The sequence below is a fragment of the Chryseobacterium luquanense genome (assembly GCF_026460945.1).
Classification (GTDB): domain Bacteria; phylum Bacteroidota; class Bacteroidia; order Flavobacteriales; family Weeksellaceae; genus Chryseobacterium; species Chryseobacterium luquanense.
The window spans coordinates 31,670-50,258 of the sequence record NZ_JAOVZV010000014.1 but is presented as its reverse complement, the minus strand read 5'-3'; the positions used below and the strand labels follow the sequence as shown (position 1 = coordinate 50,258).

Annotated in this window: 22 protein-coding genes; 1 reads left to right on the top strand and 21 read right to left on the bottom strand. The window is 33.3% G+C overall.

Going from position 1 to position 18,589, the window contains the following annotated elements; genetic code table 11:
• Positions 1-66 precede the first annotated feature (66 nt).
• The 19 genes from OEA66_RS12010 to OEA66_RS11920 all read right to left on the bottom strand — a co-directional run bounded on the left by OEA66_RS12010 (position 67) and on the right by OEA66_RS11920 (position 10,853).
• Positions 67-612 (bottom strand): hypothetical protein, encoded by a 546-nt coding sequence (locus OEA66_RS12010; RefSeq protein ID WP_267281598.1) that lies wholly within the window; start codon positions 610-612, stop codon positions 67-69.
• Positions 606-1,040 carry a hypothetical protein gene (locus OEA66_RS12005; protein ID WP_267281597.1) on the bottom strand — a complete coding sequence of 145 codons (435 nt, stop codon included), beginning with the start codon at positions 1,038-1,040 and terminating at the stop codon, positions 606-608. The genes OEA66_RS12010 and OEA66_RS12005 overlap by 7 nt, the downstream gene beginning before the upstream one ends.
• 655 nt (positions 1,041-1,695) lie before the next feature.
• Complete coding sequence (locus tag OEA66_RS12000) at positions 1,696-2,118, bottom strand: hypothetical protein (RefSeq protein WP_267281596.1); 423 nt, start codon at positions 2,116-2,118, stop codon at positions 1,696-1,698.
• The gene (locus OEA66_RS11995; protein ID WP_267281595.1) at positions 2,115-2,555 is read right to left on the bottom strand and encodes a hypothetical protein; all 441 of its coding nucleotides are present in this window, start codon (positions 2,553-2,555) and stop codon (positions 2,115-2,117) included. The genes OEA66_RS12000 and OEA66_RS11995 overlap by 4 nt, the downstream gene beginning before the upstream one ends.
• Positions 2,556-3,164 (bottom strand): hypothetical protein, encoded by a 609-nt coding sequence (locus tag OEA66_RS11990; protein WP_267281594.1) that lies wholly within the window; start codon positions 3,162-3,164, stop codon positions 2,556-2,558.
• A gap of 12 nt (positions 3,165-3,176) precedes the next feature.
• Positions 3,177-3,413, bottom strand: coding sequence for a hypothetical protein (locus OEA66_RS11985; RefSeq protein ID WP_267281593.1), 237 nt, complete (start codon positions 3,411-3,413; stop codon positions 3,177-3,179).
• A gap of 18 nt (positions 3,414-3,431) precedes the next feature.
• On the bottom strand, positions 3,432-3,623 hold the full coding sequence (locus tag OEA66_RS11980) for a helix-turn-helix domain-containing protein (protein ID WP_267281592.1): 192 nt from the start codon (positions 3,621-3,623) through the stop codon (positions 3,432-3,434).
• The gene (locus OEA66_RS11975) at positions 3,623-3,841 is read right to left on the bottom strand and encodes a hypothetical protein (protein WP_267281591.1); all 219 of its coding nucleotides are present in this window, start codon (positions 3,839-3,841) and stop codon (positions 3,623-3,625) included. Before OEA66_RS11975 ends, OEA66_RS11980 begins: the two co-directional genes overlap by 1 nt.
• A 3-nt stretch (positions 3,842-3,844) precedes the next feature.
• Positions 3,845-4,069: a hypothetical protein gene (locus tag OEA66_RS11970; protein ID WP_267281590.1), complete on the bottom strand. Its 225-nt coding sequence runs from the start codon at positions 4,067-4,069 to the stop codon at positions 3,845-3,847.
• On the bottom strand, positions 4,066-4,431 hold the full coding sequence (locus OEA66_RS11965; RefSeq protein WP_267281589.1) for a hypothetical protein: 366 nt from the start codon (positions 4,429-4,431) through the stop codon (positions 4,066-4,068). Before OEA66_RS11965 ends, OEA66_RS11970 begins: the two co-directional genes overlap by 4 nt.
• Positions 4,431-7,538 carry a hypothetical protein gene (locus OEA66_RS11960; RefSeq protein WP_267281588.1) on the bottom strand — a complete coding sequence of 1,036 codons (3,108 nt, stop codon included), beginning with the start codon at positions 7,536-7,538 and terminating at the stop codon, positions 4,431-4,433. The genes OEA66_RS11965 and OEA66_RS11960 overlap by 1 nt, the downstream gene beginning before the upstream one ends.
• An 84-nt stretch (positions 7,539-7,622) precedes the next feature.
• Positions 7,623-7,940, bottom strand: coding sequence for a hypothetical protein (locus OEA66_RS11955; protein WP_267281587.1), 318 nt, complete (start codon positions 7,938-7,940; stop codon positions 7,623-7,625).
• A complete protein-coding gene (locus OEA66_RS11950) occupies positions 7,937-8,272 on the bottom strand; it encodes a hypothetical protein (protein WP_267281586.1) in 336 nt (111 codons plus the stop codon). Before OEA66_RS11950 ends, OEA66_RS11955 begins: the two co-directional genes overlap by 4 nt.
• A complete protein-coding gene (locus tag OEA66_RS11945; RefSeq protein ID WP_267281585.1) occupies positions 8,272-8,928 on the bottom strand; it encodes an HNH endonuclease in 657 nt (218 codons plus the stop codon). The genes OEA66_RS11950 and OEA66_RS11945 overlap by 1 nt, the downstream gene beginning before the upstream one ends.
• Before the next feature lie 46 nt (positions 8,929-8,974).
• Positions 8,975-9,214, bottom strand: coding sequence for a hypothetical protein (locus OEA66_RS11940; protein WP_267281584.1), 240 nt, complete (start codon positions 9,212-9,214; stop codon positions 8,975-8,977).
• Entirely contained in the window at positions 9,204-9,485 is a 282-nt protein-coding gene (locus tag OEA66_RS11935) for a hypothetical protein (RefSeq protein ID WP_267281583.1), read from the bottom strand. Before OEA66_RS11935 ends, OEA66_RS11940 begins: the two co-directional genes overlap by 11 nt.
• A gap of 19 nt (positions 9,486-9,504) precedes the next feature.
• A complete protein-coding gene (locus tag OEA66_RS11930) occupies positions 9,505-9,768 on the bottom strand; it encodes a hypothetical protein (protein ID WP_267281582.1) in 264 nt (87 codons plus the stop codon).
• Positions 9,769-10,051: 283 nt separating this feature from the next.
• Entirely contained in the window at positions 10,052-10,597 is a 546-nt protein-coding gene (locus OEA66_RS11925) for a helix-turn-helix domain-containing protein (protein WP_267281581.1), read from the bottom strand.
• Between the two features lie 10 nt (positions 10,598-10,607).
• On the bottom strand, positions 10,608-10,853 hold the full coding sequence (locus OEA66_RS11920; protein ID WP_267281580.1) for a hypothetical protein: 246 nt from the start codon (positions 10,851-10,853) through the stop codon (positions 10,608-10,610).
• Between the two features lie 135 nt (positions 10,854-10,988).
• Here OEA66_RS11920 and OEA66_RS11915 point away from each other — a divergent pair, with 135 nt between their 5' ends.
• A complete protein-coding gene (locus tag OEA66_RS11915) occupies positions 10,989-11,243 on the top strand; it encodes a hypothetical protein (protein WP_267281579.1) in 255 nt (84 codons plus the stop codon).
• 620 nt (positions 11,244-11,863) lie between these two features.
• Here OEA66_RS11915 and OEA66_RS11910 read toward each other — a convergent pair.
• Positions 11,864-17,566: a hypothetical protein gene (locus OEA66_RS11910; RefSeq protein ID WP_267281578.1), complete on the bottom strand. Its 5,703-nt coding sequence runs from the start codon at positions 17,564-17,566 to the stop codon at positions 11,864-11,866.
• The gene (locus tag OEA66_RS11905; RefSeq protein ID WP_267281577.1) at positions 17,566-18,588 is read right to left on the bottom strand and encodes a hypothetical protein; all 1,023 of its coding nucleotides are present in this window, start codon (positions 18,586-18,588) and stop codon (positions 17,566-17,568) included. The genes OEA66_RS11910 and OEA66_RS11905 overlap by 1 nt, the downstream gene beginning before the upstream one ends.
• Position 18,589: the final 1 nt, after the last annotated feature.

Genomic DNA, 18,589 nt, shown 5'->3' with positions numbered 1-18,589 from the left:
AAAAATATTGTGACGCACAAAAAAACCACCCGAAGGTGGCAAAAAACACTATATGATGAAAAAAAATTATTTTCTTGGTAGCTTTCCCTGGAGAGATGCGCAGACTCCACCCGCTTCTCTCATTCTGTAGTACAATTTCCTGAGACTCGCCTGTGAAAATCCCGCCTCAAAGAGATCATACTTATCAATAAATTTCAAAATCGCTTTTGAAATTGTTTCATCATTATCCGAATTGGCGGATATGTAGCTGTAAAAAGCTGTGCGAAACTGTTGCTCAATTAGATCATTAACTTCATCACGGTAAAATTCCGGAAGTTGAACAAAACTTTTACCTAAATTTTCAATCTTATAAAAATTTCCTTTGGCTATAAAACGCGCGCGAGTTGGATTTTTTATCTCAAGGAAAAAATTAAACTTATCAATGCTTTTAATTGGATAATCAATTTTCTCCAGTCTTTCTATAATAAAGCGTCCTATCAAGGACTCCCGAGACAGATCATGAGTTTTACACTTGAATCCTGCGAAGTTCTTACTGCTTCCAGTGAGTTCTTTAATCAGAAAAAATACAAGGTGAGGTCTCAGCGTTAAGGGAACAATAGCTGTTTTCACCATATTTTAAAAGGAAGAATTTGATTTATTGCTACATTAAAATTTATTGTTCTCACGTTCGTTTGAATAGTTGGCTCTATAGGCTTATTCAATGAAATGTCGTTTTTGTTGAGTCTGGAAATTTCTCCAGTGTTCAAGGTTATTTTTATTTCGGAAAGGTATTTAAACCTCTCAATAAAATCTTCGCATCCTTTCCAATATGGAAAACTGAAATCAAGTTCCGGAGTCCATACTGATCCAGCATTACTGGGTTTAGATTTTTGAGCCAATGAAATTGAAGTGATTGTAAAGTATAAACCATTATATTCGACAGGTATATTTTCTTCAGTAAATCCATCAGGTGGATTTATAAGAAAAGATCCTTCATCCAAAGCGGAAACCAATTCCACTTTCGACACAAAACGATTCTTACTTTTTCTTAGGTAATTCATTGTCCTGCAAAAATATACAATTCTTTAGTAAATGTAAACATTTTGTTTAACAAAAGACAAAACTGTTTATACTGAAGGTGCTTTTTTTTTGTAATTCTGTAATCTTTTATATTTAATTGAATCCCAATGCTTTACTTTTTTTTATTTCTGTAACTCTGTTTTTTTTGAAACTGTAATAATTGTAACTCTCTTTTTTATTACAGTTTTTTCTGTAACTCTTTTTTAAGTTACAATTTAATAAAAAAAGTGTAACTATATATAAATCAACAATTTCTCCTATTAGGTTACAGAATTACAGTTTTATTTTAAAAAATATACAAGGGATGGAAAGGGGAAGGGATGGTCGCCAAGACCAGGAAATTAAGATTCGTAATTCAGCGTTTCAAATAGCCTGGGTACGCATATCATAATGCTCAACAGTTAGCGTTTTAAATAGCCAGGGTACGCATAAAAAAATCCCGACAATATAATTGACGGGATTTTGGATTGTGGAGGATTATTAATTATTCTGATTCTTCTTCAATAAATTCATCAAACGGAACATTATTTAAAATCAAGTTTTGTGTTAGCTGATTCATAGTAAAGTATTTATAGTATTATAATTTTTTATTAATAGATATCTTCATAAAAAAATATTTTCTCAGGAGATGTTTATTTAAGTTTCGATATAAATCATTTCAGTCACTTTCCCGGATATTGTTTTTAAAATTCTACCATCCGGTTGAGCTTTATGGTAAGGGTTTAGAATAAAACCTTTTTTTAGACAATAGCTTTTGAGGTTCTCGTTAAAGGTTTTAACACTGCAGTACTTTAAAAATGGATTTGTATCTCGCATTTCTTCGATAATTACCGACAGTGATAATTCAACATTTAGAAGGTGATCTTTAAAAAAACCATCTGCCCAATTCTTAAAAAGAATACTCACCGGATTTTCATTTGAAGTAACATTGGAGATCTCTTTTTCATATTGTTTTTTTAGTATTCTATGTTCGGTAATACTATAATGCAAATCGTTAAGTTCTTCTCTAAAAATCCAAGAGAAAAAGGACTTGATTGGTGAGCGTAGAATCTTTATCATTTTAAGCAAGTTTTAATTAAATATTCTTTGTGATGACCCAGCCTTTCATAAAATTGCTTTACTGAGTCAATGAAATCTTTTAAAGTTTTAGGACGTTCAAAAGTCTGAGTAAAATCCAAGTGACCAAAGGTTAAAAAATCCTCTGGCAAAGAAGATCCAACTGGAAGAAAAATAAGTTCAGTGCCTTCCCATCCTTGTATTCCATAGTGCGGTGTATCTCCATAATAGAATTCCATTTTATCCCTGTAAATATCAAAATGAAAATCTCCAATTAATCCGAAATCGTAAAATGCACGACCATTTTCACCTTCATTATTCCATCCCCAATATTCACACTTCGAAAAAGTTTTTCTAGAATGATTGAAAACTTCTACTTCATCCACCAGGTCAATGATGAAATCTTGCTCCAAGTCAGCAGCAATTCTAACAACTTCCATCTAAATAAAGTTTTCAGGTTTTTCGATTATTTGATATTCATAAACCCAAACAAATGGATTTTGCTTCCAAGACGCCTTACCGTTTATTTTTTCCCACAAACTAGAAAATGAATTGTGAGGAAAACCATAATCAAATTGTTTTTCTTTACCAGGGCGCATATAATTTCTGAAAATAGCAGAATCTCTTATGTCACCTATATACTCTATTCCTTCTGCTATTGCATCTTCATTTGATATATCTTGAACCCGCTCAACTCTTACATTGAGAATTTTTAAAAACATTCTTGCGGCTTCTTTTGGCATATGAATAGATGGTGACCAAGAAACAATTTCAGGATCAAACAAATCAAGATCTGCTTTAAATAAAAACGCCTTATTTCCTGATTTAGTCATTATTGTCTGCTGAAAAGTTTCTCTAACCCAGAGAACATCTTCCATTTGATATTTTGCGTTTTTGGATATCCAATCCACTAGATTCTTTTTATTTTTAAAAGCATATTCCAAAAAACCGTAATGCTTTTCATCAATAATTCTTCTGGTGTTTGTTTTTCGTCCGTCTAAGTTCGCTTGAACCATATCGGTTGAAAATAATATTGGTTTTGTTTTCATCCTGTGAGATTTTTAAATTGGATCTTCATTTAAAGAATTTTCAAATGTGATGAATAACATCTTGCATAAGGGATTTCCGTATTCTTCATCAGACTGAGCGGAACTGTAACAATCTTCTATCATGAAATTCTCATCTGATAAAGAATAGTTCATGTCGTCAGTATCATCTGTTGTGGTATCAAGTAATCCAACCGGCATATCATCCGGGAGGGATTCAATTATCTTTTTTAAATCTTTAATCGTGAACATAGTGTTGTTGTTTTTTAATTATTTATAAAGTTTTGCAATTTGTTTTTTGAATTTACTTCTGATCAATTCCTGATTCTGTGGCGACGGTTTTTTATATCCGGTTAGCCATTTATTTACTGTGTCATACTTAACCCCAATATCATCAGCAAATTGTTTGATGGATCTTCCGGAAGATTCTATGATGAGACTTAAAACTTCTTTGCTCATCATCAATAAGGATTAATCGTTGTAAGCTCATCGATATTTTTTTGTCTTTCAGATTTCACTTTCCGGATCTCGTTTTCAAGAAAGAAAACTTTGGTAGTTTTACCGGTTCTCGGAATAATGTCTAACTCTTCGTGCAGTATTTTAATTTTGGAGTTTTGATCAATAATCTTTTTTGCGAGCTGCACCGCTCTTCGTTCTTTTCCCCAGATAAACAATATCATTATTTAAGTTGTTTTATCGCCCAGAATATCACCGCCGTAGATTATAGTCTGCTGCTGCAACCGGACTTCTTTGTTCATTTTATAAGTAATTACTAGGTCATTCTGTTTTTCCACGGCTCTCAACAGCTTGCAGAGATTCGTTAGGTCATCAATCGTTTTGGTTTCTCTGATCAAACCAATCATCATTTTTTCAGAGTATTCTGGTTTGGATTTTTCGGATGCTTTCATATGGGTTTTATTTTTCTTACTATTTCCATTTCATTTATAAAAACATAATTATCTTTTTGAGGTGCAAGAACCTCCAACCTTCCGGCAAATTTTTCTTCGTAAGAAGTCAAATCATTAAAGCACTCAGGAACATCTTTGTAAACCTTGATAACTTGTTCTTCAGTTAGAGCTGAACCTTCATACATAAATCCTGTCTTGGCAGCGCCTCTGAAAATTATTACAACAACTTCATCTTTAAATTTCCCAAGAAGCCTAATGCCTATAACATCTAGATTAATAAGTGTGACATTAAAACTTAGATAGCCAAAATGTTCTTTTAATTCTTTTTTAAATGGTGGAAATGAGGCATATTTTGTTTCCATTATTGATAAGGATCTGTATTTGACAATTCATCTAATTCACGCTGAAGCTTTTCGGCAACGTCTTCTCTCTTTGTTATCCGGATATGCTCTTTTGATATTTTTTTATGCTTACCATCAGCATTTAATTCTGCACGGCCGTTTTCATCATAAGGAAGAATGTTGATATTTTTTCGATCCTCAAGATCATACTCATAGTACTTACACCAGGCATCTAATTTCTTCTTAAAACTATTTGGAGTTAAACTTGCAGCAAATTTGAAATTGTTTTTTTCCGCATATTTTTTAAAGTCCCGCTCTACATATGTTTTAACCAAATATTCATCAATCTTATTGGCAAAATAATCATTAGCCCAAGGTTCAAACTGCTCTCCCATTTCAGCAAGCCAGGTTCTTTTCAAAACATTTCCATCCGGAGCTTCAATCTTGTTGCTGCAGCTGAGATAAAATGAAAGACATTGGCACATGAAATTCACAAACATTCCCCACTGATGATCATCCCATCCGGAAAAAAGCTGATATCCAAAATCATTAGTTGGAGTATGCTCAGATCTCTTTTCATTTTTCGAGTGATAATAGTCTGAAAAAGCAAGTAATAACCTTCTACGTAACGAAGATCCGTTCATATCTCTAATCGAATAATTAGAAGCAACCGCCAACTTTCCCGAGTCTTTATATTTGATACTCGACTTCGTTTGGAACTTTGTATTTACAGCTAAGTTTCCGGTTGATATTTGATATACAAATTCAAGTGAGAAACCTCGCTTAACGTCATCAATAAATATTAAATCGGTATGCTCAGTCACATTCTCTAACCAAAATCGATCATTCTCAATATCATCTTTACCGTTAACTATATGTTGATTCAGCATGTAATTAAAGGCAGAAAAAAACAAACCTTTTCCGGAGCCACCTTCAGCTGCTTTATCTTCAGTAACAGCATTATCAACGGCGAAAGGAATCCAAGGACGGGAACGGTCTTTGAAACGGTGAAGCATGTAACCAATTGTGAAAATTTTATTGATGCAGTGAGCCTTTTGTTCCATCTGTTGCTCCGGATCTAGCCATTCACCAGCTATATCAAATCTTGATTTTTCATGAAAGGCAGCTTCATTATATCCCTTGTCAGCATATAACCTCTTTTCATCTTCCCAAAACATTCTTGAAGTTTGAATGATGTAGTTCAGAAAATCACAATGCTTCTCATGAATTTCAATATCATAAGTATCTACACCTAAAGTTTTAATTGTGAAATAAGGTTTCTTTTCCGAAATAGGATTTTTATATTCATCTAAAATTCTCTTTCCTGCAGCATCTACTTTAAACTGATTTTCGTGAATCTTTAATGATTTCACATTCATCCTGTGCTCAGTATCTTGAAAAATAAGTTCGTCGATCAACTGAGATTTCAAAACGTAATTTTTGAAAGCCGCCACTTCGTCTGTTCCGTCCTTAGTAACTTTCCAAATCTTATCGGAAAAGAAAAAAAACTGTGAGGTCTGATCATAATCTGCAAAATCTAAAGTCCTGTTATGTAGTGAAGCCAAATTACCATCGGACATTCTTGGCGAACTAATCAATGAGTTTATCAAGTCGTAAGGAATAGCTCTAATTCCGATTTCTTTCTGGCGCTCTAGTAAAAAGTTCTTAAAAAAGTCTTTTATCGGTTGTGTAGACCTTAACTCTTCTACGACATGATTGTGAAGCCTGGCAAAATAAAATCCATCTTTCCTGCTTTCATCATCCACACGACAGAATCCGTTTAATTTCAAAAAGTAAAAGCCAAAAATATGATGAAAACCATAACTTGCTTTTCCTGTCTTTTCGTTAATGTAAACTTCCCAGAACTGAGCAGGTTTAGCCGCTTCAAGCATGTTCTTTACCTTCTTAACAAGTTTTGAATATGATAGACCACGCATCACTGTGACAGCATTTTTAAAATCCTTCACATTCCCTGATGAATAGTAATCATCAATCCAAAGCGTTTTCATCTGAAGATATTCTAAAGCGAATTGAGTTCCCTTATTTCTCCCTGTTATATCAATATCCGGGACATTCACTACTTCATCTGCCATTTCAAAGAGTTCATCCATTAATTCTTTTGACAAAGTATCTGTTTCCGAATTTTTAAAAACAACAAATTCACCTAAACCGCGCATACAAAATCCGTCAGTTCCGCCGGATACAATATCAATCCTTTCCAATTTGAACTCAGCTTCAGCCAGAAGTTTGCTTTTTTCAGCTTTTGAAAGTCTGCCCTGCTTTTCAGCAGTTCTTTGCATTACGTTTTGCTGATATTCTTCTAATGCCTTTTCTTTGCCCTCCTCATATACTTTCCGGATCTGATCTAAACCATAAATAAAATTCGATTCTTTGAATCCTAAATGACGGAAACGAAAATCTTTTTGATCTTTTTGAAGTGATTTCTTGCCTTTCGGCATGTAAACTTTCAGCCACTCTTTTCCTTTTTTATTTTTGTTAATGAATGCATAGATCGGAAATGTCTCATTTTCACGGTATCGTTGAACCTTCTTTTTATCTTTGCTTAACGTGTAAAATTCTTTTAAAGCAGTGAAATTAAAATACTCAGTGACTTCTTTGGTTACTAAAGCTCTTTTGCCAATTACTCCTTCAGGATTTTTAAAAGAAACTTCTGGTCCTAAAATTTTAAAATCCAATTCTTCCATATCTCTCACAACATAAAAGAATCCGTCCTCATTAAGTTCTACAGGAGATTCAGCAGCCGGCCATTCTGTATAATCGTATTTGTAGATTTCCGTTTTGCTGTGAAGCAGGATCTCACCTTTTTCTGATTGAATTTTTTTTGCTATCTCAACAATTGCTTCCCAATAGTCACAATTGTTTTCCATCGCCCAAAGCCCAAAACAATCCTGGGTCTTTACATCTCCAGCAAAATCATTTATTCTATATCTATCCAATTCGGTTCCGCCGACGCTATCATAAACAGAACATGAAGCGTTCTGATCGTCTTCACGGATTCTAAAATTTTTTTTTGGTGTTGCCTGGGGATATATTTCCTGAATAATATCAAGGCCCTTATTCGTAAGAGTAAGTATTTTGTCTGCTACTGCTTTAAGTCCTTCGCTCATTTTATAGTTTCAATCTTTGGTTATTTGTTTTTTTGTTACCAATGTTTCTTGAGAATTGTATTGGTACTGAAGAACAATCTTAATTTAGTTATCTAGCTTAGTGATTTCATACTCAGATTTTACTTCATGTACGTAAAAAACTATACAGTCAATGCCTGAAATACTCCAATCTTTTCTTTGTTTAGTTTCGCCACAATGAAACCACGATGGCGATTTGGGAGTACATTTTTGAAATTCTTGATTCAGAAAATTAATATGTTGAATTACCTGTGCTTTAAATTGATTCAAATCTTTTTCATCAATCAGCAGTCTGTCATTATTTTTAATAAAACCCTGAATAGATCTCTCAAGCTTGTTTTTCGCCGAGTAAACCTGACTGATTCTTGTTAAATATTTTTTCATCTTAATTGAGAATTATGGAATAGTTCTTCGAATTTTTCTTTACCTAATTTTGCAATAGCATCTGAAACATTGTTGTGACCAATACTTTGCGCAAACTGGTATTTCCTATCGAATACATCACCAACGATTTTTTTTACGGAACCGCTTTGGTTAGCACTAGGTTCGTAACCTAAATCATGAAATTGTTTTATACCCTGAAGCTGGACTTTAGCGTTGTTGATAATACTATTAGATACATTCACTATGGCATTTGCCGTATCTGCACTCATTTTCCCATCTTTTAACTGGAGAAACACATCTCCCAAATTCGTATTTAAATCTTGTAAATTCATTATGGTTGTTTTTTAAGTTGCTTGTTAATTCTGCTTATCAGAAGTATTGATTTGCGAAGTTCCGGAGGATATCTACTCCAGTTATTTTTTATTGCATGTTCTGCTCTTGTGCAGCAAATGAGATTTTCAGGTGAACAGTTTAAGTTATTTTTGTCCTTGTGATTAATTAAATTACCTTTTTGGATATTTCCAATAAAAACCTTGTAATTAAAAACCCTTAGATGAACATAACCCTTTGCTGTTTTTATAAATTTATCGCCATCCCAAACTACAATTGTTCCAAGAGGATTTTCGCCACGAGCTTTCCATGTTTTCTTTAATGCTTCAGCATACACACCTTTTGATTTTGCACGTTCTTTTATTTTATGGAGCTCTTCAGGAGTTCTTTTAAGCTTTAAATACATTCTCTTTTTTTCGATATGTTTTAAAGTCCAACCTTTTTCCTTTCTCCATTTTTGATTAAAAATCTCGGCTAATTCTTTATCACCATATATTTTATAGCTTTTTGATAAGAAATCTACTTGTTCTTTTGTCCAATATTCTAGATTCATCCTAAACAAGCCGAGCTCATAAAGCTTCATTCTCGTTGCTGTAATTTTTAATCCAAGGTCATCAGCAAGTTTTTGATTAGTTTTAAGAAGAAAATTATCTTTCAAATAATGAATCATCTCCGGAGTCCAATCGATTTTTTTCCAATCACCTTTAGCCATTTTTAAATTCTTTTGGTTTAAATAATACAGCACCACATTCAGAACAATCCCACCTCATTCGAAGATCTTCCTCATTACCACATTTACATTTTTTCCAAACCTCATGATTGTGTTCCTTTAGCAATTCTTTAAAAGTTATTTTTTTATAGTTTTCCATCAAATCAGCAATTGAATAATCAACTGAAGGTTTGTTCTTAAAAGAATTGAAAAAATTTTGAATTTCAGGCGTCATGCTCTATAGTTTGAATTTTTGCCATACTTCCTGCACAAGCGCTACAAAGATTATCTTCATACCAATGACAAGGTCTTCCAGTTTTTTCAATACATTGTCTGCAATCATAATCTGTACACCCACATACACTACATGTTTGCGACTCCATGCGCTTCACATAATTAGCACCTTGAATTAAAGTATCAATTTCTTTCAGCTCTAATGGTGAGCATTGATTTAAAAATTGTTCTGGAGTAATCTCCAAAATCAAAGCTTTATTTATTCTTGGCATTAGTTTATAGTTAAGTATTTTACCATTCGATCAAAACATTTCCACCATCTCTATTTTTCACTATGTAGCCAGCAACTCGTAGTTCTTCTTTTATAGTTTCTTCCAATAAATTTGGAGGTATTCCAACCCATGCCTTACTTTTTCCTTTTGCATATTCAGAAATGATTTTTTCTGTTATATTTTTTAAATGGTCAGTAAGTGCACCTTTACTATTTTCAGATTTTTTTCGTGCTTCTTTAGCGGTTATAACTCTCGTAATAACATCATCTTCGATTTCTTCCATTATTCAATTTTTTAATTTAAAAAGAAACCCGACCGACGATCGGTCGGGTAAAAACTAATAACCATGAAACTCAAAAAACATGAGTTGTGGAGAAGCCCGGACTCGAACCGGATATCAGTTCCCTACACCATACCTCGGAAAACTTTAATCTGATATTCCTTCCCTTCCCCAATTAAAAAAGCACTTTTTGAACGCTGCGCTGATTAGTAATTGAAACGAACATACACGCTTTAGATATCCTTTATTTTTCAATCCCTTTCAATAGTGCTTAACAAGAAAAAAATTACAGTAGCCCTTCTAAGAAAAGATCCTTAGTGAGTTGTTGTTTCGTTATCAAACCAAATTTTTGGTAAGTCTTTGTTTTATTTACATTAAGAGTTCCAATCGGAAGACCAAGGTTATCTGCTATTGCAGTATTTTTTTCATTGGTGGAAAGTTCCTGCAGTAATTTTATTTCCTGATCTGAAATTTCACTTCCATTAAAAACAACAGGTTTACAGATAATGTTTTCGCCTTCGCAATTGCCTCTATATTCACACTCACAGTAATCATGTGAAGAACTATCATTAGAGAAATCTGGAGTAAAATTGAGAGCGCCAAAACGGCATCTCGCTAATGTTCTTAATTTAACAACAGTATTATTTCCAAACCATTTATCAAGTAGAAGATTTAATTCTACTTCATCGTCCAAGATTTTATTGAGTTCAGGATGTTGATCAACATCTTCAAATTTTTTCACAGAACCATTCTTGATGATGAGAACATGATCTCCGTGATTAAAGTATTCCTTCGATGTGTCGAGCATACCAGGATAAAGTCTGACAGTCATAGTAAATTATTTATTGAGGTTTCAAATCGAAATATTTTTTAGCAACGATATACAGATAGCTGATGATAACAGCATTATTTACTCTATTAGTTTTAACCTTACGTATATAATCTAAGGCGTATTTTTTATCATCCGGGAGAAGGCTTCGAACTTCAGATGAATAATTCTTCGGAATATTATCATCAATAAAATCGAAAGTCTTTTCAATATTCGAATGAATATCAATTGGTATTTCAATTTTCTCTAAATTTGCCATCGTGTTATATATTACACAGCAAATATATAAACAAAATGTTTAATTAGTAAACAATTTGTTTAACTATTTTACGCATCAGCACTTAACTATATGAAAATCAACGAGAAAATTAAATTATTTTTTTTAAATAAGAAGATGTCAAATATAGAAATTGGGCAATTATACGGTTGTACATCTGCAACAGTAGGTAATTATTTGAATGGAAATAGAGAAATCCCCTCAGATTTTATTGTTTGGCTGAAAATTACTTATCCAGATATTGACTTAAACATATTGTTTAAAGACGATGAAATTACAGAAATAAGTGTAGTGAAATTAGTAGATAACACAGCAAATAAACGCGAAATGTTAAAAGATATCGAAGGTATATTAAATAAATATTTACAATAAATGACACGAAAACGACACAACAATTTTCTAACTACTTAATAATTAACCAAATGTCTTTTCATGGTGATAATGGTACTGGGTACAATACCGGAAAGAAGTGACAATTCACTTTCTTTCCGGTTTTTTTTTGACATCTAATGTAAAATATAAATTCTGTTTCAACTCTCAAAGCAATATAATACAAAATCCACAATCAAAAGATTTTCATCCTCCAATTGTGGGATTTTGCTAATTTAGATTAATCAGAAATTTTTAACTTTTTAAAATAGGTTTAAATTAACTTACTCTATTATTTCTTTTACCAAATAATCTCAACTTCCATAATATCGCCAGATTTGTCAAAATTGTAAATGACTATCTGTTGTTCTGGATGAATTTTTATAAAATTAAATTTCATCTCTTAAAGTAACACGGGATAAATATTGTATCTGATTTTTTCTCCTCAGATTTGAAATTTTCCGCTTGCTTTTACTGAGTCTTCTATCATTATGCATTAGCTTGTTTACCCATCCCGAAGAGTTTTACTTTAATTGTGACATTGGATTTAAATATAGCTTCTGTGAAATATTTTAAGAATAATAAGAATATGTTATAATTTCATAAACATGACTTTTCATAAATTAAATACCATAATGCTTAGCAGGTATTGGTTTTTCATCAAATATAAAACCTTTACCTCCAACTATACCTGTTATTTTTCTGCGTCCAGGCAGATAAAAAAATGTACCGCCATTTTCATGCATCACTTCTATATCACTTTCACCATCATTAAAAATTTCAATTCTTTGTCCCAATATGGGTCTGCTAGGTAGGATAACGGTTTCCCTGGTTACAATATAAATATGTGCATTTCTTGAATCTCTAACGTTTCCGTCGTTATTATACAAAGGATTCAAAATCAATTGCATATCACCACCATGTACACCAGATGTATCAACTGAAATATTTCCTGCTACCTGAACTTTGTCTTCGTCATTGGTTATCTCTTTACCTATAGAAAGCAATTTTGCTTCAAAATGGACATTAAGCGCTTCAAAACCATTGACAGAAGAACCATACTTTAAATATTCATTTTCTCTACCTGCATATATTACTTTATTATCCAAGTCTACAAGACCCATTTCGTTTCCGATATAACCTTCTTCTAAAGCTAATTGGCCGTATCCTAAGTAATTCATTAACCTTACACTACCAAATGTGGGTGCTTGTCCAACTCCTAACCACTGGTCAATGTTATTTAAGAGGTTTAAATTAGAATGTGTATGAAAACTTCCTCCTGCTGCCGCATTCCATGAATTAATATTTGCCTGAGTAATATTATATACCGGATGTGATTTAGGTATAAAATTAGTGTTTACCCACGTTTGTGTTGCGAAGTCATTTGGATTAAGATTATCGCTTGTCCAAAACTTAATATATTTATCCCATTTTGGTGAATCAAAATCTGCTTTAACAAAACCAATTTCATTACTATATTTTGAAGATATTATAGCTGTTGATTTTTTAACATCTGCCCCTGTATATGAAGATATCCAAAGAGCATCATTCCAAATATCAGGCGCTCCAACATTTGCACCATGCAACATCTGTAGTTTAACTTTACCTCCTCCAAAATATTCTGAATTTGGTTTTTCGAATCCACCAGTATAGTCGGAACCTAAGTATTGATTATTATTGTAGCTTTTATGATTATTTACATATGCATCATACCACTGCGACGAATTACCATGAATTGTAGATGTGAATGATTCTCCTGTTATAACTCTAGCTCTAAAGTTTTCATATGAACTTCCAGGATTATCAACTATACATATCTGTCCACCTGCATCCATTCGAATCTGAGAAGCAACCACGCCTGGTTGATGGAAAGAAATACCTGGTATTACAGTAGAACCATTTCCTCTTACCTCAAGTGCAGCTTCGTAATAATTATTACCAATACCACCAGCAAATACTTTCTGTGCGATGATAGTTTGAGATGTATGTATTGTTATATAATTTAATAAATCAGTTTGTGTTGCATAATTTAAAGGATTAAAGTTTCTTTCATCCCAAGTTTTCACCCATCCACTATCAACTCCATTTTCCATTCTTCTATACTGTAGAGAATTCCCTCCAGTCATTTGAACTGCTATTTCTCCATTATATCCGGCTCCATTATTGTGAAGCATCTTAATTCTATGATACCAATCATCAGTAGGGTTTCCTTGGCTAATTCCTGATGTATTAATATAACCTGCTACTTGCCCCCAAGTAGCATCAGCCAGATTACTTTGACCTCCTGAATTACCCATTTTGCCCATAACAGTAGGGTTATTTTGTAATCCATTAGATGAATTAATCCAAGTATCTGTTGCATTAGAACCAGCTCTCAAAGCATAGTTTTGCGCTATAAAAGTAGGTGTTGCAAAGGTATTATTAACCCATGTTTGAGTCGCTACCTCATTCTGATTATAATAAAGCTTACCGTTACTTGGATTCAAATGTATATCAGCAGTTGGATTCGTTATCGCAAAATTATTTCCAACTCCTCCTCCCATTGCAGACCCCATATCAGAACCTATATAAGCTATGTCAGCAGAACCATCATATTTTTTCCAAGTAAGATAATTACCAGTTGGCTGATTACCTCTTATTGAACCAACATTCCAGTTTGAATTAATAATTAATCTTTGGTTTAAATATAAATCTCCTTGATTAAGAACTACATCTCCACTTGACTTTATAGAAAACTTCTCATCATACGTTGTTCCCCCATCTTCTGAAAATTCAAATGAATAACCTAGACTATTAGCACTACCTCCGCGTTTATTACCAACTTTCCACCTTGTATTGTAAAAATTATAAATGTGACCTGATACAATAGAATCTATTGATGAAGATTTCCTCCATACGGATACTTCATTTGATTCATTACCATTAAATACTACTTCTGAATCCACACCAAATGATAGATTACCTGTTTTAATTTGTGGTGCTGTATCAGCTGTTATAAAAATATTAGTTAATGAATTACCTTGAATAGTCGGTACTGCTCTATTAAAATCAACAACTCCTGATGATGATAGAGTTAAGCCTACTTTGGGTCCAGAAGCATAAGAATCAGTTGTAGTCAATGCCATTGAAGTGCCTTGTTGCCCATTATCTCTAACAATTATTCCTGACATTACACCAGCACCTCCAGAAGAATAAAATCCTATACCATTTCTACCATTATTTAAAGAGTCTGAACCCGTTTCAACATAGACATTAAATCCATAATTATCTAAATTTGATGTCGAGCCCCATTCAGTTCCAGAATTAAAATTACCTAACCTAAAACTTTTAATACTTTTTACATCTTGATTAGTATCTACTGTTAAAAAATTACTTACAGACGGTAATTGTGACGTTACCCAATGTTGAGTTGCTAAAAACACATAACCATCTGTTTCATGGTAAATATATGGTGAACTTGCAGATAATCCAGAGCTAAATCCTAATGCTCTAGCATTTTCCCAAGATTGAACTCTTCCATTTAACTGATTTAGATTAACAGCATGAGTTCCTAGAGTACCATTGGGTATTACAGGACTTTGTGTGAATGTGTTAGTATTCGTAAAAGTTTGAATACCATTAAAAGTTGCATAGCTTAATAATTGTGAATTTAAACTACTCTGAGTTACATATTGTGCTGGATTAAAATTATTACTATCCCATAACGTTCGAGGTGCAGTCCAAGCTGTATTTGCATACCATGATGTTCTGTATTGAATACTCCCGTTTCCACCATTAAAAATTAATTGGGTTTTATCATGTGCTACTAAACCGTTTATGTTTAAGATAGTACCAACACTACTTTGAAATCCTGTAGTTGATTCAGGTAGAGAATAAAAATTACCTAACCATATTTTTCCATTACCATCTACAACATCATTGTAATTAGAAACATCAATAGTTTTTAAAGTATTATCTTCATTATTTTTGAAAAAACTTGATAATGATAAACCTGAAAAAGAATCTGAATTGTCCGCATGAGCTACCTCAATACCTGCTGGAGTATTGGGAGACATTTCAAATCTCCATCTATTTACAGCTTGTTTGAAAACTAAAGAACCATAATAAGGAGCTGGTCCATTGTAATCATAAGTGCTATCAATAGAATATAATTTTGTAGCGTTTCTTGCGTAAGCTACATTTTTAACCGAATCTGCCGTATTATCGACATTTCCTAAGCCGATATCATCTTTCGTTAAATTAACTATACCAACTTGCCCATTGATTGATTGAACTGCTCCTGAAGCAATCTGAATATAAGTTGAACCGCTCCATCTGTAAGTTTGGTTTGTATCTGTTGCTACATATATTTTCCCTGTTTCTCCTGTTGTAGGAAAGTTTCCTAAACTTCCAAACTCTAAAACATCATCTACATAACTTGGAAGCTGAGAAGCAGAAACTAATCCTGAACCATCTAAAGTTGCTATTCCATTAGCAATCCCTTTTTGAGAATTAGGTATATAATTGCCTAAATCAGATTGATTAACTGGATTAGGTAAATTATGAGCATCCCATATAACTCCTACACCATAACCTGGTCTATTATGAAGCAAATTATTAGATGATTCTAAGTATAAAGCAGCTACTTGGGGATTGCCCAAATAAAGAGTATCACTATTTCCAGCATGGAATACTTGACCACCGTTTAGAGCTGGTGAATAAAATGCTCTAGCATTAAAATTACTTCCTGTGCTAATATCTCCTTTTGCATAAATACCATTATTAGTAATATTATTGGCATCAGAATAAGCATCAGAAACAAGTAAACCACCTGTGTAAATTCTTTGTGCTTGACCATTATTTAAAAAAGAAAACGGTGCAACAGAATTTACTCCTGTAAATGAACCTGATGAATATTTATCCCAATAATTGCTCGGATTAAAGTTACCTGAATGATATAAAGTCTTCCAACTATTATAAGTACCATTATATAATTGCCTGAATTGGAAAGTGTCCATTGAGTCATTCATCCCAAATCTTATCTGACCTCCCCATATATTACCGTCGGATCCTAATCCATTCCTATGTTGTATGTTAAGTGCATGCCACCAAGTACTTCCGTCATAAATAGAACCTGTCTGAGTTTTACCATTTATAGTATCGAAATTCATTGAATCTCCTTCCGACTCATTTATAGCATGAACTGCATTTTTATTGACCCACTGTATTGTTGCTCCATTTCCTGCTAAATAGTTCCAATTATTAATATCATTTTGAGTAAAGTCATTATTCCCCCAATGTCTAATCCAACTACTCCAACCCGTATCAGTTTTAACTCTTGAAACTAAGTTACCTGAGTATCTTTCTGATTGTATCTGTGTAGCTGTATAAATTCCTTCTGTTTCAAGATGCAATAACATTCTTGCTCCATCTATTGACTGATCAAGAGGATAAGCTGCATTTTCGGTACCATGACCGATTACATAAAAACCTGATGCTGTTATATCATTAACATCATTTCCAGCACCTATGAAATTCATAGGTTGTGTATTAAACCTATTAAACTGCCATGAATTTATATCTCCTTGAGTAAAATGTTCAGTATTCCAAAAATCCACATAATTTTCATATGGATTGTTACCTTGCCAAGTTGATTGAAATTGCCTTAGCCCAAAACCATTTCTTTTAGCTAAAAGTAGATTTTGATTTCCTCCTGAAGAATCTTGATAACCTCCAAGATGTAAAAAGTCTGCGTAAGGATAATTATTATCATTATTCCAAGATGTAAAACCAAATTGAAGTTTTTGGGGAACTATTTCATCAGGATAGATAAGTCTATTATCTTGATAAGATAGATAACCTCCAACTTGAGAACTTAGAGCAAAGTCTGAAAGTAATTTATCATTTCCTCCTCCTAACAATACCTTATTATTATCCGAACCTTCTTTTATAAACTTCTGAGCTGTTACAGGTATAGTTCCTGAATTAGGACTATTAACAAAATAAAAACCTTCATATGAATTTACATATTTAATCTGCCCTAAGTCAATACCAGGTCTATAAAATGTCATTGCAGGATAACTTCCATCATTCGACATAATCCATAGACTATTATTTATACTATCATTACCACCAGATGTAATAAAAGATTTTCTGCCACTAATATTTTGTTCGGTATTCGTAGTCACCAAAGACAAATCAGACACAATTTCACTTACAGTTCTGGTCGATATTTTTTTTGTTGTAGAGTTCCAAACTAATACAGAACCTGTATCGTTTGGAACTCTTTTCACAATAATTTCGCCTTCTATGGCGATGTGATTGTTAAAATATTCAGGTGCGATCATTAATCTAGTCTTGCGGTTAAAGTAATTCTGTATTCGTTCGGAGTAAGAGGTGCCAAAACATCAATCTGTACATCATTTACAGAGGTTGGTACACAGCTTACATTTATTTTTCTGTTATCTGCATTACGATAGCAGATAAAATCAACATTCAGGGTATTCCAGCCGTGACTAATCGGAAAACTAACGGAAGTGCCATCTCCAATCTGCCATGTTTTAGATTTAATTTTTGCATCCAAAACTGCTTTTGTAGACTTGGGAGTCATTGCTTTAGTCGCATTGGTTCCCATAATAGCTTCAATATCTGTAGCGATCTGAATCAATCCTTTTACAGAATCTGTAGCATCTACAATATCAGGAATCCCTTTTTCTATAATCTGGTAATTCGTAGGAACATTTCCAGCAGAATCCGCATTAGCGATAAGATGATCTCCGATAGAAACCGGCTGGTTACCAACCCAACCATTCGCCGTGATAACCCAAACCATTCCTGATTTAATGACAGAAGCTGTAACTGGCGACGGCGACGTCATGGAACCTTCCACAGCAGAAGGAATATAACCTCCCGGCTGATAAATCAAGGCTCCTGTAAGGCTTTGTCCTATTAAGTTTTCAATATAAACTTTAATCTTATTTGATGACCATGTGTAAGTACCCGACTGAATGGCATCATTTAAGAAAATCGAAACAATGTCTGCATTGGTAAGATTTCTTCCCGCTACTTTGATAACGTGTCCTGAATCATTGGTAAGGATCTGACTTAATAATAGAAGTCCATTTGTTTGATCTACCTGAAATGGATTATTAGTTAAGGGATAATCAGGATGTACATAGTTGTAAGCCAGATTAATCCATTTTGTTCCGTTCCATTGATGTAGTTCTCCCTTAAAATCAATTACCCAGCCTGCAGGAACTCCTGCCGTACTAGGAAACGAATCATTATATTGTTCGAAACGGGTACGTTTTAGTTCCCCGAAAAAATTGTCCTGATGCGCGTTGTTACTTATTACTGCGTTGTTATTCATA

Coding starts and splice junctions, on each gene's coding strand:
- OEA66_RS11930 (WP_267281582.1), bottom strand. CDS start 9,768: ATGGAAGAAATCGAAGATGATGTTATTACGAGAGTTATAACCGCTAAA.
- OEA66_RS11925 (WP_267281581.1), bottom strand. CDS start 10,597: ATGACTGTCAGACTTTATCCTGGTATGCTCGACACATCGAAGGAATAC.
- OEA66_RS11905 (WP_267281577.1), bottom strand. CDS start 18,588: ATGAATAACAACGCAGTAATAAGTAACAACGCGCATCAGGACAATTTT.
- OEA66_RS11950 (WP_267281586.1), bottom strand. CDS start 8,272: ATGAATTTACAAGATTTAAATACGAATTTGGGAGATGTGTTTCTCCAG.
- OEA66_RS11920 (WP_267281580.1), bottom strand. CDS start 10,853: ATGGCAAATTTAGAGAAAATTGAAATACCAATTGATATTCATTCGAAT.
- OEA66_RS11910 (WP_267281578.1), bottom strand. CDS start 17,566: ATGATCGCACCTGAATATTTTAACAATCACATCGCCATAGAAGGCGAA.
- OEA66_RS11940 (WP_267281584.1), bottom strand. CDS start 9,214: ATGACGCCTGAAATTCAAAATTTTTTCAATTCTTTTAAGAACAAACCT.
- OEA66_RS11935 (WP_267281583.1), bottom strand. CDS start 9,485: ATGCCAAGAATAAATAAAGCTTTGATTTTGGAGATTACTCCAGAACAA.
- OEA66_RS11970 (WP_267281590.1), bottom strand. CDS start 4,069: ATGAAAGCATCCGAAAAATCCAAACCAGAATACTCTGAAAAAATGATG.
- OEA66_RS12005 (WP_267281597.1), bottom strand. CDS start 1,040: ATGAATTACCTAAGAAAAAGTAAGAATCGTTTTGTGTCGAAAGTGGAA.
- OEA66_RS11995 (WP_267281595.1), bottom strand. CDS start 2,555: ATGGAAGTTGTTAGAATTGCTGCTGACTTGGAGCAAGATTTCATCATT.
- OEA66_RS11990 (WP_267281594.1), bottom strand. CDS start 3,164: ATGAAAACAAAACCAATATTATTTTCAACCGATATGGTTCAAGCGAAC.
- OEA66_RS11915 (WP_267281579.1), top strand. CDS start 10,989: ATGTCAAATATAGAAATTGGGCAATTATACGGTTGTACATCTGCAACA.
- OEA66_RS11975 (WP_267281591.1), bottom strand. CDS start 3,841: ATGATATTGTTTATCTGGGGAAAAGAACGAAGAGCGGTGCAGCTCGCA.
- OEA66_RS11965 (WP_267281589.1), bottom strand. CDS start 4,431: ATGGAAACAAAATATGCCTCATTTCCACCATTTAAAAAAGAATTAAAA.
- OEA66_RS11955 (WP_267281587.1), bottom strand. CDS start 7,940: ATGAAAAAATATTTAACAAGAATCAGTCAGGTTTACTCGGCGAAAAAC.
- OEA66_RS11985 (WP_267281593.1), bottom strand. CDS start 3,413: ATGTTCACGATTAAAGATTTAAAAAAGATAATTGAATCCCTCCCGGAT.
- OEA66_RS12010 (WP_267281598.1), bottom strand. CDS start 612: ATGGTGAAAACAGCTATTGTTCCCTTAACGCTGAGACCTCACCTTGTA.
- OEA66_RS11960 (WP_267281588.1), bottom strand. CDS start 7,538: ATGAGCGAAGGACTTAAAGCAGTAGCAGACAAAATACTTACTCTTACG.
- OEA66_RS11980 (WP_267281592.1), bottom strand. CDS start 3,623: ATGATGAGCAAAGAAGTTTTAAGTCTCATCATAGAATCTTCCGGAAGA.
- OEA66_RS12000 (WP_267281596.1), bottom strand. CDS start 2,118: ATGATAAAGATTCTACGCTCACCAATCAAGTCCTTTTTCTCTTGGATT.